The organism is Clostridium sp. DFI.5.61, from assembly GCF_024462915.1.
Classification (GTDB): Bacteria; Bacillota; Clostridia; order Oscillospirales; family Oscillospiraceae; genus Lawsonibacter; species Lawsonibacter asaccharolyticus.
The window spans coordinates 19,222-32,483 of the sequence record NZ_JANGBZ010000003.1; the positions used below are offsets into that span (position 1 = coordinate 19,222).

The 13,262-nt window shown below is 51.3% G+C and carries 18 protein-coding genes; 2 read left to right on the forward strand and 16 right to left on the reverse strand.

Translation table 11 applies throughout. The annotated features are described in order from the left end of the window. Window positions 1–23: 23 nt before the first annotated feature. From NE584_RS02530 to NE584_RS02605, 16 genes are all read right to left on the reverse strand, one after another. On the reverse strand, window positions 24–1,118 hold the full coding sequence (locus NE584_RS02530) for a CHC2 zinc finger domain-containing protein (RefSeq protein WP_256181671.1): 1,095 nt from the start codon (window positions 1,116–1,118) through the stop codon (window positions 24–26). 28 nt (window positions 1,119–1,146) lie between these two features. Continuing rightward, window positions 1,147–1,962: a hypothetical protein gene (locus NE584_RS02535; protein WP_256181672.1), complete on the reverse strand. Its 816-nt coding sequence runs from the start codon at window positions 1,960–1,962 to the stop codon at window positions 1,147–1,149. A 66-nt stretch (window positions 1,963–2,028) separates the two neighbouring features. Then, window positions 2,029–4,239: an ATP-dependent RecD-like DNA helicase gene (locus NE584_RS02540; protein WP_256181674.1), complete on the reverse strand. Its 2,211-nt coding sequence runs from the start codon at window positions 4,237–4,239 to the stop codon at window positions 2,029–2,031. Window positions 4,240–4,250: 11 nt separating this feature from the next. Further along, entirely contained in the window at window positions 4,251–5,288 is a 1,038-nt protein-coding gene (locus NE584_RS02545) for a YqaJ viral recombinase family protein (RefSeq protein ID WP_195325401.1), read from the reverse strand. 3 nt (window positions 5,289–5,291) lie between these two features. Further along, window positions 5,292–5,834: a hypothetical protein gene (locus NE584_RS02550; protein WP_256181677.1), complete on the reverse strand. Its 543-nt coding sequence runs from the start codon at window positions 5,832–5,834 to the stop codon at window positions 5,292–5,294. 12 nt (window positions 5,835–5,846) lie between these two features. Next, on the reverse strand, window positions 5,847–6,107 hold the full coding sequence (locus NE584_RS02555) for a hypothetical protein (protein ID WP_256181679.1): 261 nt from the start codon (window positions 6,105–6,107) through the stop codon (window positions 5,847–5,849). Window positions 6,108–6,109: 2 nt separating this feature from the next. Continuing rightward, entirely contained in the window at window positions 6,110–6,364 is a 255-nt protein-coding gene (locus NE584_RS02560; protein WP_256181680.1) for a hypothetical protein, read from the reverse strand. Then, entirely contained in the window at window positions 6,348–6,542 is a 195-nt protein-coding gene (locus tag NE584_RS02565) for a hypothetical protein (RefSeq protein ID WP_256181682.1), read from the reverse strand. The genes NE584_RS02560 and NE584_RS02565 overlap by 17 nt, the downstream gene beginning before the upstream one ends. After that, window positions 6,539–7,102, reverse strand: coding sequence for a hypothetical protein (locus NE584_RS02570; RefSeq protein ID WP_256181684.1), 564 nt, complete (start codon window positions 7,100–7,102; stop codon window positions 6,539–6,541). Before NE584_RS02570 ends, NE584_RS02565 begins: the two co-directional genes overlap by 4 nt. After that, window positions 7,083–7,871 carry an N-6 DNA methylase gene (locus NE584_RS02575; protein ID WP_256181686.1) on the reverse strand — a complete coding sequence of 263 codons (789 nt, stop codon included), beginning with the start codon at window positions 7,869–7,871 and terminating at the stop codon, window positions 7,083–7,085. The genes NE584_RS02570 and NE584_RS02575 overlap by 20 nt, the downstream gene beginning before the upstream one ends. Window positions 7,872–7,876: 5 nt before the next feature. After that, complete coding sequence (locus tag NE584_RS02580; RefSeq protein ID WP_256181688.1) at window positions 7,877–9,028, reverse strand: transposase; 1,152 nt, start codon at window positions 9,026–9,028, stop codon at window positions 7,877–7,879. 324 nt (window positions 9,029–9,352) lie between these two features. After that, window positions 9,353–9,865: a hypothetical protein gene (locus tag NE584_RS02585; protein WP_227145514.1), complete on the reverse strand. Its 513-nt coding sequence runs from the start codon at window positions 9,863–9,865 to the stop codon at window positions 9,353–9,355. A 24-nt stretch (window positions 9,866–9,889) separates the two neighbouring features. Continuing rightward, window positions 9,890–10,039 (reverse strand): hypothetical protein, encoded by a 150-nt coding sequence (locus NE584_RS02590; protein ID WP_177695543.1) that lies wholly within the window; start codon window positions 10,037–10,039, stop codon window positions 9,890–9,892. Further along, on the reverse strand, window positions 10,036–10,332 hold the full coding sequence (locus tag NE584_RS02595; protein WP_108979703.1) for a hypothetical protein: 297 nt from the start codon (window positions 10,330–10,332) through the stop codon (window positions 10,036–10,038). Before NE584_RS02595 ends, NE584_RS02590 begins: the two co-directional genes overlap by 4 nt. A 2-nt stretch (window positions 10,333–10,334) precedes the next feature. Then, window positions 10,335–10,865, reverse strand: a complete 531-nt coding sequence (locus NE584_RS02600; protein WP_256181769.1) for an ImmA/IrrE family metallo-endopeptidase — start codon at window positions 10,863–10,865, stop codon at window positions 10,335–10,337. Between the two features lie 106 nt (window positions 10,866–10,971). Then, complete coding sequence (locus NE584_RS02605) at window positions 10,972–11,409, reverse strand: helix-turn-helix domain-containing protein (RefSeq protein ID WP_256181691.1); 438 nt, start codon at window positions 11,407–11,409, stop codon at window positions 10,972–10,974. A 221-nt stretch (window positions 11,410–11,630) separates the two neighbouring features. Here NE584_RS02605 and NE584_RS02610 point away from each other — a divergent pair, with 221 nt between their 5' ends. Beyond that, window positions 11,631–12,875 (forward strand): DNA polymerase IV, encoded by a 1,245-nt coding sequence (locus NE584_RS02610; RefSeq protein WP_108979706.1) that lies wholly within the window; start codon window positions 11,631–11,633, stop codon window positions 12,873–12,875. A 7-nt stretch (window positions 12,876–12,882) separates the two neighbouring features. Further along, entirely contained in the window at window positions 12,883–13,239 is a 357-nt protein-coding gene (locus NE584_RS02615) for a S24 family peptidase (protein ID WP_177695541.1), read from the forward strand. The last annotated feature ends 23 nt before the right edge of the window (window positions 13,240–13,262 follow it).

Consider the following 13,262-nt stretch of genomic DNA (forward strand, 5'->3'; position numbering starts at 1 on the left):
AAATGCTGCAGCCCAAGTCATAATCATTTGTTCCGGAAAAGGTGCTTATAGAGATCATCTACGCCTTTCCGCTTTTGTGTCCAGGTAATCGGAGCCACCTCAAAGCCAGCAGCAACCCCCATTTCGATATAGCGATCACGCGCCTTTCGGACCTCTTCTTTGACCTGGTAGTCCGAGTCAACCATAATGTTGATTCGTACCACGCCGATAGAGTTAAGCTCTTCAAGCGCACGCTCGAACTGGGAATAGCTTGGCACTCCGGTAAGGCCGACAAAACCACTTTCATATGAGGTGCCAAGTGCAAAACTGTAGGCAATATCTGCCTTCATCACGCCTTCTGTGAGACAGACTACCTCGTCGCCTTCGTGAACCCCGACATAATGTGGACAGCACTTGGACTGTGTCCCATAGTACTGATCGATGCTCGTTAGGTTATAGAACTTCTGGTTATAAACCTTATCGAGTCGAACCTGAATGGCCTCAATTTGCCCATTAAGATTTCGATCCGGAAGCATGATTCCAGAACCTCTGATGTCGAGCGTCCACTGCCCGGTATCTTTCTGGCAATAGAAACCAGGAACACCATCAAGGACACAACCGCGCTCCAGCAACTCAGTCACGATCCGTCTCAGGCGTGTCGTGGGGGTTGTTCGATAGCCAAGCCAGTCAATCTCATCTCGGGTCAGGCCTCGTTCCTTCAGCGATGCTTGATGTGTGGGGCACAGGGTCAAAAGTGAGAGCAGATTTGAATAGGTGTTATCTCGCACCTCAGCTGAGGCTATCGGCAGTTCCGCTGTCTCAATTATCTTCCGCCTTCTCTTATACTCGCGCGGTTTTTCATTTCTGTCGGGACCGAATATCTTACAAAGCTCCTCATAGGCCGTATGGAGGGTGACTTCGCAAAACTCTGCGTAAAGGTGGAGGATGCCCCCACCTTTGCCGCAGCGGTTGCACCGAAACACATTGTCTCGGATCTTCACATTCATATGAGCTTTTCGATCTGCACAGAATGGACACCTACAATGTAGTTGCGTGCCGGTATCTCTGATCACTTCAATTCCAAGCAAATCAACTACCTGTTCGATGTCACATGGCAGATCTGGTTTTCTGCCCATCATCAATCACCTCCCTCGGTGAGGGGCCCAATCAGCTGGCCATCTGACCAACAGCTTCCAGCAGCTTTGTGGCACCTGCCTTGAGTGCAAGGTTATGGCCAGAATAGTTCTTCACATACCACGCCAAATCTCCGGGGTTCTTCATGGCAATATCGCCCAGGGTCCAACCGTTAAAGCGGCCGAAATCAACCTTAACGGCCTTGGCCTGCTCGATGGTCATGACTCTCATATACTCATCAACCGTCTTGGGCGGTTCAGGCGCAGCTGCTTTCGGCTGCTGTGCGGGTGTCTGAGGTTGCGTCTGCTGAGGTGGCTGAGACACTGGAGAACTCTGAGCCGGAACTGCAGGAGGCATCGGCTGCGCAGTAAAGCTGGCCGCTACATTTCCCGGATGTCCGGCGTCTTCATCAGGCGGCATTTTGATGGGAGCGTCAGCGATGATACTCGCCAGGGTTTCTCCATTCATGCAGAACTGCGTACCATAGCCGGCATCGGCCAGCGCGCGCCCTTTTGCCACCGTTTCTGCAATCTCCAGGAAGCGATCTCCAAAACGTTCCTCAGTAGGAAAGCGCTGAGAGTAGGCTTTCCCAATGAACTGGTCAGCAGGGTCAGCCTTGTCTGCGTAGACCTTGCAGCAGACAACAGCGCTCTTCTCGTCTAGATGAACAAGCTCCGGATCGATCTTGCCGTTCGGGCAGCGCAGCCGGAACCAGAGGAGTCGGTACTTGACATCCAAATAGAGATCGCTTTCACCTTCTTCTCCAACGGTGTTACGCACAAAGTCAGCAGGGTTAAATCCTTCAACGGCATTGATGGCCGGGATCGCGTTCGTGTTCAATTCACTCATGTTGAGTCTTCCCTTCATAATAAATGTAGAAACGAGGCGGCTTCTGACCACCCCGCTTCCCAAAAATCAAGTCACTCGATTGCTGAGCTCGCGGTTGTAGTAGGCCACGATTCGATCAGCGAGGACGGTGTTCCGTTGACCCACATCACATTTGTGGATCGCAATAAATACGGCTTGTTTCTGCCCAATCAGAATGACCTTTGCCTTGGCTCTGGTCACCGCTGTATAGAGCAGGTTTCGCCGCAACATGATATAGTGCTCCTTCAGAAGAGGAACGATGATGACCGGATACTCTTGCCCTTGGCTCTTATGGATGGTCGTACAGTAGGAGAACTCGAGATCCTCCAGCATTTCCTGCGTATATCGCAGTTCACGCCCGTCCAAGAGCTTGACGCAGACGATGGTTTCATCATCCTCTTTCTCCATGTCACTTATAATTCCCACATCGCCATTCGACACATTGATCCTGTTTACGGTTTGCATTATGCGATCACCTACACGGAAGACCCTGCCACCGCACTTCACTTCCTTTTTCAGGTTGTTCGGAGGGTTGACGAGATCCCGTAATGTCTCGTTCAATGCATTGGACGCCACAGCGCCACGCTTCCGAAACGGCGATAGGATCTGAACATTCTCTATGCCATGAATTGCAACTTCACGCAGATAGTTTTTTATGACCAGCTGCGCTGCATCTTCCGAGTTTTGCACTTCGAGCATCTGAAAGTCATCTCCATACTGAAGATGTGTGTCATTATGGTTGATTGCATGGGCGTTGGTGATGATCCGACTATTGGATGCCTGCCGGAATACCGTTTCCAAAACTGCCGTTGGCACCTTCTCGCTACGGATCATCTCCCGTAACACATTGCCAGCACCGACAGATGGAAGCTGGTCAGCATCACCTACGATGATCAGTTGGGCTCCTGGCTTGATTCGCTCCAGCAGCACATACGCAAGGCGCATATCCACCATAGAGAACTCATCCACCACGATAAGATCTGCAGAAAGCATTTCCGTATCGTTGAGTGGACTATCCTCTTCGGTGACCAGACCAAGAGCAGAGTGAAGCGTGGAGGCATATTTGCCCGTTTGCTCCGACATTCGCCGGCTGGCTCTACCGGTGGGTGCAGCCAAAAGGATCTCGTTTGACGGGAACGCTGCCTGGTAGATGTCTAAGATAAACCTTAGCGTCGTCGTCTTGCCGCTGCCCGGTCCACCAGTCATGATGGTTATGGGATAGGACAAGCACAGCTTCACAGCATTGCGCTGAGAAGGGGCCAGCCTCTGATGCAAGTTTTTTTCCGCCCGATCGATCTTTTCATCCAGGTCACGGATCTCATCGAACCCTTCCTGGAGGAGCATGGACACAATCCGCTTAGCAGCTTTGACCTCACACATACGCTCATAGCTCAGGTACACACGAGATCCCTCAACATAGACACGGGACTCAACACGCTCATTGGTGATGGCCTGTCGGATCTCCTCCTCGGAGACCACCTCTTCTTCACAATCCGAGTTGAGCAGGTCATAGCACTGACCCACGGTCTCATCAACGGTGAGAAAGAGATGCCCAGATACCCTGGCCTCATCCAGCACATAATTGATTGCGCCGGAGTATCGCATAGGATGCTTTAGGCTTACCTTGGTTTTGCGGGCAATCGAGTCCACGGTCATAAAGCCAAACCCTTTGATCTTACAAAGCTGGAAGGGATCCGACTTCACGATCTTCAGGCTGTTGTCGCCGAACTCTTCTTTGATCATCGCAGCCTTCTTCATTGAAACACCAAACGGCGCCAAGTAGATCATAAGGTCGCTCAGGGCCTTTGTCTCCTCATAGGAGGCGATGATGGCCTTGAGCTTCCTCTGGGCGATTCCCTTGATGCTCAGCAGCTTCTGTGGCTCCTTGTCCAGCACCTCCATGGTCTTATCCCCAAACCTTGCAACAATGGCTTTGGCAATCTCCGGGCCAACGCCCTTAATCACACCACTACTCAGGTATGCGAGGATACCAGCCTGATTTGTAGGAACAATCTCCTTACACATTGAGACCGATAGCTGAAGACCATGTTTCGAGTTCTCCCAGGTGCCATCAAGTTCTACTTCCACGGCATTTGAGGCTACAAGGTGATAGCCGATTGCCGTGAAGTGGATCTTATCGTCGTGGTAGAACGATCGGTTATGCGCTTCCCTGGGAACCGACTGATCCTCGGTGCTGTAGGAGAAGATGCAGAAGCCCTTATCCGACTTGAAGATGGTGCGCTCATATCGACATAGCATTCGATCACTCCTTATGCGATGGCCGTCTTGACCACCTTGAAAATTCTCAATTCTGTCTGATCGACGAACTCGTCGTAGATTTCCGGATACTGGGCTCTCAGCGCTGACAGCCTGTCCTTGTTGATCCCTTCCCTGTATTGAGGATTGTAGGTTACTCTGAAGCACTCACTGCCGTGCTCACAGGACGCCTTACAGGCAGTCCCCATTTGCTCGACAATGGGGGCGTAGAGCGACTTGATGCGTGTCTCCAATGCTTTGGACTGCGCATCGATCACCTTCTTTTCCTCCTTCAGGTTCAGAATTTCTTTCAGGCTGCCAAGGAACTTGCAGTCCAAATCAACACTCGGCTCAGACTTATCGGCCGGCCCGAAATAACGACGAAGGGACTCCAGCACTGCATCCGGCTTTTCTACCAGAGGCGGTTCCACACGAGCCAGAACATGATTGCGCCAGAACGCCTCCAGCTCCATAATCGTATTCTCCTCCTCATCGAGGTCGCGCTCAATCTTCTGCCATACGAAGTCGTTCTCATTGTTGGAAAACAGGCATGCGATAAAGGCGACATCGATGTTCATGACGGCCATGTAGTGTCGCACCTGCAGCTCATAATGGCGTGGCACAGAGCCATTCGCCCACTTGAACTGCATATCATAGTGCGCGGTTTTGCATTCGAGGATGGCCTTTCGACCATCCGGAAGCATAACGAACCGGTCTACATCGGCAATCAGGAACGGGAAAATAGGATGCTGGTACATCCAGTGGTCTTCAAAGACAGACAGGCCGGTCTTCTTGGCGAAGATCTGAGCCACCACATCCTCGAGTAGATGCCCAATTTGGAAAGTGATGCTCTTATCCGGGCCTTCATCTGCCATGACCACTCCGATCTTGTCATAGTAGAGCTCTCTGGCCGTGCGATACGGAGAGGAATTAAGGGCGACAGCTACATCGCTGCCGCCAATCCCTTTGCGCCGCCAGTCCAACCACTGATCCTCAGTGAGGGTGGTGATATCGACCAGCTTATTGGGTTTGTAATTCAAATTCAGAGCCATAATTCACTCCTCCTCACAACGGTCGAAACCACGTTCACCGCATTCCGAGCACTCAGCATCGTCCAGATCCTCAAAGGATCCGAAGAGGCTGATCTCGCCGCAGTTGCGACACTTGCAGCGGCTCAGGTCTCGTTCAGCATGGTTGAGATTGCCATCCTCGTCGCAGGTGACATGTTCCTCAAAGCACATTCCGGTCTCCGTAGAGCGGATTTCAACAGCTACATGATCCTCCATACAGGCCTCACTCAGCGTGATGCACTCGGCATCATTTCGCTGGGGGTAGCCTTCGATCATGCAGGACCAAACAGACCAGGCAAACATGATGAGGAAGGAATGCTCAGCAGTTTCGTTATCTGCTTTCCCTTCGAATTCTTCCATGGCATCCTTGACGCTCTGCTCTCGCATCTGCTCGGAAAAGCTCCGGGCAAAAAACCGCTTTCCGGGGACAGTTGATTGATCATCGCTGCTGATGAAACGCTCCACAAAAGACTTGACACCCTCGCGAGTACCAGTCACCTTAACATTTCCAAACGCCCAATTAGGCATAATCGATCCTCCTCAATCTTCAAAATCAGTGTTGTAGTGTTCAGCAATCGCTGTTGGCTCGTCCGATGCGCAATCGCCATAGACGACTGTCTGGAGCAAATCTTTGTCCGGATCATACTCCACACAAGCCAGCACGACCGTGGCGCCATCCTCGCGTACAAAGTCGATAAAGACGCCGGGATAGTCAGCCGCACAATCGCTCTTATCGTGCTTGGCATAGACCTCAAGCTTTCCAAGCGGAGTCTCAATGACGAAGCGTCGTGCCTTATTCACGATCAACCAACTCCTTTTTCTTTTGCTGTCTGTCGCTTGGCAAGCAGCAGATGCTTGGCCAGCTCAAGGCTGCAGGTATGCACTAAGCCAGCCTTCTCACTTCTGAACCGAACCATCGGCGACCGGAGCATATGGTATCCTCCGGAGCCTGACGGGTACATTCCAGGCTGCAAAACTTCAGACACCACCAGCACCTCTTTACTGACGAGAGCATAGTATTGCTGCCCAACTTCAAAGTGCTCATTGATGGCTTTCATGGGTTGCCTCCTGGTTCAAAACCAGATCGTCCACCTGGATCGAGTCATCTACATACTCGCCTTCAGGAAGCGGACAATCCGGTCCCAAGGCGTATTTGATAGCGTCGTCCAGGGTATCAGCCTCTACATTCACATGCCCGTACATCTGCCAAACCAAGGGAATTCGAAAACTGCTCATGATGACACCTCCGAAGCCTCGTTTCCCGCTGGGACACCGAGATCCTTCAGAACTGCGTCCATGTGATAGAACACCTCACCGATTCCAGCAAAAATGTGGTCGCTGTCAAGCACCCACATGAGATCGTGCCTCTCGCCATCGGGGGTACGGACGAAACATTCCCACCAGTTGTTGTGCTCCATATCGATCCAATACCGATTGTGCTTCCTGCAGATTGCTGCTACCAAAGCACGGTCAGTCTTGAGATAAGGCTGGATATCCGATCCAAATCGGCCGGAGTTGTTCTTGTCCTTCACATAGAGCAGTTCGCGATCGCGGTCGCTCTTGTCATAGAGCCATGCGTAGACATCGCCTAATGCATGGACCTCAAAAACGCAACCGTGAACCCGAATGGCAGCGATCTGGCCGCCGTACCATAGCGATGAATACTGTTTCCGTCGAATGGGCTCCATGAACTCGATTTCCACCGGTTCAGGAATGCTGCCAATCTCTTCGGTAATGCATTTGATCAGCATTCTCCGATGAGCGGCACTCAGTCCCTTACATGTCAGGTTTTCCATGCGTTCTCTCCTTTGTCTGAGTAATTAGGTCCAGCTGTGCGAAAATTCTCCGCCAATGCCAGACATCCCTGAAATACATCGGGGTGAGCCAGACATTGGGGCTGTTCTTGGGGATAAGTCCGTCCTCATCGTAGCTCTGCGCCGGATGGAGGATGGAATCGTCAATGACCACATAGCCGGGACAGCCGAGTAGGCTCATCTGGATGTAGCACATGCAGCCCGCCAAGAAGTCAATGTCTTGCGCGGCAAAGAAAACGGAAGTCTGATAGTTGATGTGGTTCCTTTTGCACTCGTTTGCGAAGGCAAGCAGTAATGCGCCGGCCCCACAGGCGGGATCACTCACAGATACCCAGCCTTTTTCCTCTATCTGACTTTTCAGATCCTCACCCAGATTCATGGCTGCCATCGCTCTGCAGATGTCATAGGGTGTAAAGAACTGCCCCTTCCACTCATTCGCAAGGCCCAATGCCATGAACAGCTCGCCAAGCATATCCTGATCTGGATTTTGCTCCATCTCATCGACAACTTCGGCGAGCATCTGCGCTAAGACTTCCAGCTCGGAGGTTGAGTATTTTTTGCTACGCTCCAGATACATCGCTTCGCGTTGCTCTCTGTATGGGCCACCGAAAGCATTGGCAATGCTGACGGCAGACAGGACAATGAAATCCTGCCAAATATCCCACCTGGAATAGCGCCCTTCCAGAGAGTTCAAAAGCTTGATGATGGTCTTTTGCCTCTCACCCTTCGGGTAGTAAACAGCTTTGGCCATCACAATCACCACTTGAAGTCGCCAGGGTGATCATACTCGTGCCAGTTCACATTCAGCGCCCGGCTGACGATCTCCTCAAGCTGTGCAATGCGCATACCGGATGCGCCGTCACACTGGGCAGAGAAGATAACATCGCTCATCTGCATGAACAGGTCATACGCCGTACAGGGCGCATCACCGTGAATGGCCATAAAGTAGTCCATCGCCTCATAGGAAGCCTTCTTGGGCGCCTTGATCCGCTTCAGCACCCGCATTAAGGTAGTAATGGGATAGCGGATCTCGATGTTCATGAGCTGAACCTGCTTATCGACTGCTTTCTCGAACTGCGCATAGACCAGACCAAGCTGCTCCTCGAAGTACTCCATGCCAGATCCGTTCTTGTGCTCGGTGCGGATGGGATATCCCAGTGGGATAATCCGGGACTCTGCGCCGGCCAGGAAGATCGGATAGAGGTTCGCTCCACTCATGCCGACATCGGAGGTGGAGAAACGCAGTGCGGGAACCAGTTTGTCGGCACGCAGGCCTTTGGCGGCAATCTCCCGGTGGTATGTATCAAGGAGTTTGTCTGCCTGACCATCCAGGCGCCAGATAGCGGTTGCGATAGAGTGATCGAAGTGTGCGGTCATGAAGCGATTACCGGGATACTCTCGATCGAGAAAGTCATTGGTCGCTTTGAACAGGGGCAGCATCTCCATGACCGTGTAGTCCTTGGGATCTCCACCGTGTACTGCCGATACCTTCTCATCTGCGACTTTGATCAGGCTGTCGCCGGAGGCAACACCCATGCAGTAGTTGAGAATCTCAGCGAATACGCTTTTGGAGACTTTGTTGAGGGCATGACCGGAGATGCGGGCACGCTCCAGAACGGTCTTGAGAGCACAGGAACGGACCGGGTAGTCCTTACCATCTACCTTCAACAGGAGGCTGGTATTCTCCATCGTGTCCTCCAGAACATCTGCATCGCCGTTGTGGTCGTAGATCTGCATATACAGATTTCCGAGCGTGGATCCCCGTTCCACCGGCTCAAACCGGAGTTCCTTGGACGGCGCTGTCATCCACTTGCTGCGGGCCTGCCGAGCGCTGAGGAACTGAAAGAAGTCCCCCGACTCGCTGAAGCTACGACTGAAGTTGTCCGCGAATACTTTGCTTTCCATCATTTGCTTGTTCCACCTTTCAAATAAATATTTCTCAAACCCGCAATGCGGAATTTGGACAAAAAAAGAGCGCTCTGATCCGAAAACTCAAATCAAAGCGCAAAGAGAGCGGCGAAACAAATTGTCCGCCCAGAAATGCCAGAATGTGTTGGCTCACAGCTTATGAAGCTCCATAACGGAGATGAAATCTAATAAGTACAGAGTCAGAATACCATTGGAGCTTTACTCGTGCCAGAATACCTAATTCTGCTTTCCAGACGAAAAAGGATCGATCCCATTCAACAGAGATCGATCCTTCCGTCTTTATTCAGTTTTTGGGATATCTCATCAAGGTCGTCCAGCCACAGGGAAACCTGTACCAGTGACATGAGGCCAAAAAGCCGTAGCAGTGGCCAGTTCCTGCGTTAAGCGAGGAATGAATTGATCGGGCTCAGAGCCCACCTCACAAATCGTCATATGTGTATGGCCTTCGCCCCAACCACACAGGAGCAGAGTCCCTTGCTCAGTCAGCTCGATCGTGCGCCAGATGGGATTGCTCCCATCCCGTTTGATGGAGCAACCAATCATCTTACAGTGCAGAGGCATCGTGGGCTCTGGAAGCTTCATTAAAACGCAGAGCCGGCCAGCCGTGTTGCCGGCCATGACATCGAAGTCTGTAGCAAGATACTCGATAATGTCTTCATTGTCAGCCTCGCTGGGCTCGACATAGTTGTATGCGGTTGCCATGAACGCACCCTTCTTCTTGAGTGCATGTCGGATAAAACGCTGAGGCTGCAGGAAGAAGGAATACGGCAGATGGATGTGCTCATTGAAATATCTCTGGATAGCAGCGCTATACATTGTTACCTCCTCACTTACTCGAAATCAAAAAATATCAACCATCTCAAAAATAAAGCTCACAAAGGCGTCGTGGTCCGCAAACTCACGAAGCGCACAATCTAACACCGGATGGAACGAGCGGATCGTCTCACCCTCGTTCAACCAGCATTGGTGCTTTTTATCATCAGTTCTCATAAAAATTCCTTCAAAGGCACTTTGCGCTCAACAAACCAGCGCCCGATCTTCGTGTCGGTCGGATTGGAGGAGCGTTCAAAATATAGATAGGTTCGTGCTCCGTTAACCTGAATGGTATAACGGTCGCCTTGTCCACCTGCCTTTGCTGCATAGGCAGGCCGAATATCAATCACTCGGTCTATGTCATATTTCAGACCATCTTCCCAGACTATTGTGCGTGGAAGCATTAGTCCCTCGGTAGTGTGCTCTACAAAAACATTGACATAGACCTTAAATGCTGCCCCCGGTAACATACTCAATTCAGAGGCTGCCCCAGATCGCGCTTGAGAAAATCCCCATGTGCGATGTAAGGGGCATTGATCTTGATGCCCTGCCGCTGCAAGATTCGCAGCTTGAAGTCCAGCAGCTCGGGCGGTACATACAGACATCTGGCCATCTGGAAGAAGTCCATCTGCATCTCCAGCGACTCCATGACCTCGTCATCACTCAGCATGAACTCCGCAGCGAACACATTTGCCTCATACTCCATACGATCCGTGTCATCAAACATCGCAAACTCATGGAATGCGCTGATGGCCGAATCGCTGTGAAGAACAGCATGTCCCAGCTCATGAGCTATGATAATCCGTTGAATGCTTTCGGGTAAATCACTGTTGATCACGATCAGCTTGCACCGAGAAGAGACCAGGAAAAAGCCCTTGCAGGACTGGGTGCTTGCGCCCATAGGCCGCTTTATTACCTGGATGTCCATGCTCGTGCAAATATCATACGGGTCGGTAGTCTGGTATTTCATTTTCAAACGATTTGCTTCCTGTTTAATCGCCATCGTCAGCAATCCACTCACCTCACTTCAGAAGTAGAATAGCCTATCGTACAGCATAAAGGTACCAAAAGGGGTGTCCAATAATCCGTACACACAGAGATGATCCGGCTTATTTCTTATAATCCTTGCGGGTGAACTTCTCGCTGGCACGCTGCTTGTTGGCAAAATAAGCCTCGGTGACTGCCTGGAAGAAGAGTTCCTTATCTTCCTCCGGTACATCGCCACCGGCGAAGAGGGCTCTGGTCTGAGTCAGTAGTTGCTCGACATCAGCGGCGCCTCTCTTACCGTAGACTGCCCGAGCACTCTCAATGTAAGGAGATTCCTCGAGTCCGTAAGCGGGATCTATGATCTCATCGTTGCTCAGATATGCGATGGAAACGCCAAGAACCTCGGCCAGCTTTTGCAAATTGGCGCCACGAGGCATCACACCCTGCTTTTCATATTTGGAGATCGTGCGCAGCGTAACGCCAATCTTTTCGGCCAGCTCAGTCTGGGTAATGCCCAGGTTTGCACGGCCTTCTCTGATTTTTTCTCCAGTCGTTTTCATAACTGTGCCTCTTTCTGCAGATCGGGAAAAGTTTTTGAAAGTTCTATTGACAAACCTATCTTCGACCTGCTATTTTGTTGTTAGAACTTTTATGGAACTATTTAGAACTTGGTTGGAACTTTAGCCTCATTATATTCTGGAAAGTAGAACTTGTCAATAGGAACTTTTAGGAACTTGATTGGAACTTTTCTTAAAAGCCACAGACAGGAGGCACACCGAATATGGGAGGTCGGGTTGTATTGCATAGCGACCTCAATAACTGCTATGCGAGTATTGAATGTATGCTGCATCCGGAATTGCGTGGAAAGTACATTGCGGTTTGCGGCAGCACGGAGGATCGTCATGGAATTGTTCTTGCAAAGAATCAGTTGGCAAAGCAGTGTGGGGTGAAGACAGGTGAAGTGATTTGGGAGGCGCGCCAAAAGTGTCCGCAATTAACGATCGTCCCTCCGCACATGGATCAGTACCTGAAGTTTTCCAGGATTGTGCGTGCAATCTATCTGCGGTATTCCCCGGAAGTGGAGTCCTTCGGCATCGATGAGAGTTGGATCGAGCTCACCGGCTCGCCCCTTTTGGCACATAAGACACCGGCCGAGATAGCCAACGAGATCCGAAAGGCAGTAAAGGAAGAAGTAGGGCTTACCGTATCTATCGGGGTCAGCTTCAATAAGATTTTCGCCAAGCTGGGATCCGATATGAAGAAACCGGATGCCGTAACAGAAATCACGGAAGCGTCCTTCAAGGAGCAAATCTGGCCCTTGCCAGCGTCGGAACTTCTCTGTGTTGGACGAGCCACCACAGAAAGGCTGCGGTGCTACGGGATCCACACCATCGGAGATCTGGCCAAAGCAGATCGTCAGATGCTTGTCCGACTGCTCGGAATCAACGGCGAGAAACTGTGGATCTTCGCCAATGGACTTGATCAGTCCCGCGTGATGCCCTGCGACTATGATCCTCCCATCAAAAGCGTTGGTCACGGCATTACCTGCACGGATGACTTGCTCTCGAAAGATGAAGTGCGCCATGTTCTCATGGAGCTTTCTCAGGAAGTTGGGCTGAAGCTCCGGAAGAATAAGCTGGCTGCCACACGGGTCCGCATCAGCGTCCGCGACAACACCCTCTCGCATCGGGAATACCAAGGAAAACTGACATTTCCAACGCAAAGCTACACGGAAATTGCAGCGGCAGGCTTTGAACTGTTCTGCAAGAAGCATACCTGGAACAACAATATCCGGTCTCTGACCATCAGCGCAATCGACCTTATCCCGTCTGACACGCCGATCCAGCTCGATCTCTGGTCAGACTTTACCAAGCACAACAAGCGCCTCATCCTGGAGCGCACCATGGAAGACATCCGTCGCCGCTATGGCCTCCATTCCATCAATTTCGCCGCACTCACCACGGGGCTGAAGATGCCTGCCCATCGGGAGGTTGAATACAAGATGCCCTCTGTTATGTATCACTGAGGAGGTATTGACTATAAACGCAGCAGTTGAAACGACTCAAGCCAGACACCCCATTTTGAGCAATGGCTATGGCTCCATCCAGATCGACGGATTTTCTGGTCTGATTCCCAAAAAGTGTTTTTGCATTATGGCCGATGGACATCGTTATCAGGAGCACGGTATTTCCACCGGCAGCGTGTTGTTCTGTCAGAGGGCAGCCGAGATCAATGACGGTGACTTGATCGTCGTGAAGGAAAATGGAGCCTTCGCACTCTATCTCTACCTGAAAGATCGTAAAGTCAAGGCGGACGGCAAAAAGCGCATCCTCCACAATAAGTCCAAGGCCTATGCCAAAGTTCTTGGCTCCTTCAACTTTTACCATTAAAGAGGCCTGGCAGAAAGGACAAA

Excerpts from the sequence above, each read along its gene's own strand:
- NE584_RS02585 (WP_227145514.1), bottom strand. The coding sequence starts at position 9,865 with ATGTATAGCGCTGCTATCCAGAGATATTTCAATGAGCACATCCATCTG.
- NE584_RS02560 (WP_256181680.1), bottom strand. The coding sequence starts at position 6,364 with ATGAAAGCCATCAATGAGCACTTTGAAGTTGGGCAGCAATACTATGCT.
- NE584_RS02570 (WP_256181684.1), bottom strand. The coding sequence starts at position 7,102 with ATGGAAAACCTGACATGTAAGGGACTGAGTGCCGCTCATCGGAGAATG.
- NE584_RS02605 (WP_256181691.1), bottom strand. The coding sequence starts at position 11,409 with ATGAAAACGACTGGAGAAAAAATCAGAGAAGGCCGTGCAAACCTGGGC.
- NE584_RS02530 (WP_256181671.1), bottom strand. The coding sequence starts at position 1,118 with ATGATGGGCAGAAAACCAGATCTGCCATGTGACATCGAACAGGTAGTT.
- NE584_RS02545 (WP_195325401.1), bottom strand. The coding sequence starts at position 5,288 with ATGGCTCTGAATTTGAATTACAAACCCAATAAGCTGGTCGATATCACC.
- NE584_RS02565 (WP_256181682.1), bottom strand. The coding sequence starts at position 6,542 with ATGAGCAGTTTTCGAATTCCCTTGGTTTGGCAGATGTACGGGCATGTG.
- NE584_RS02580 (WP_256181688.1), bottom strand. The coding sequence starts at position 9,028 with ATGATGGAAAGCAAAGTATTCGCGGACAACTTCAGTCGTAGCTTCAGC.
- NE584_RS02600 (WP_256181769.1), bottom strand. The coding sequence starts at position 10,865 with ATGGCGATTAAACAGGAAGCAAATCGTTTGAAAATGAAATACCAGACT.
- NE584_RS02595 (WP_108979703.1), bottom strand. The coding sequence starts at position 10,332 with ATGTTACCGGGGGCAGCATTTAAGGTCTATGTCAATGTTTTTGTAGAG.
- NE584_RS02535 (WP_256181672.1), bottom strand. The coding sequence starts at position 1,962 with ATGAGTGAATTGAACACGAACGCGATCCCGGCCATCAATGCCGTTGAA.
- NE584_RS02610 (WP_108979706.1), top strand. The coding sequence starts at position 11,631 with ATGGGAGGTCGGGTTGTATTGCATAGCGACCTCAATAACTGCTATGCG.
- NE584_RS02575 (WP_256181686.1), bottom strand. The coding sequence starts at position 7,871 with ATGGCCAAAGCTGTTTACTACCCGAAGGGTGAGAGGCAAAAGACCATC.
- NE584_RS02540 (WP_256181674.1), bottom strand. The coding sequence starts at position 4,239 with ATGCTATGTCGATATGAGCGCACCATCTTCAAGTCGGATAAGGGCTTC.
- NE584_RS02550 (WP_256181677.1), bottom strand. The coding sequence starts at position 5,834 with ATGCCTAATTGGGCGTTTGGAAATGTTAAGGTGACTGGTACTCGCGAG.
- NE584_RS02590 (WP_177695543.1), bottom strand. The coding sequence starts at position 10,039 with ATGAGAACTGATGATAAAAAGCACCAATGCTGGTTGAACGAGGGTGAG.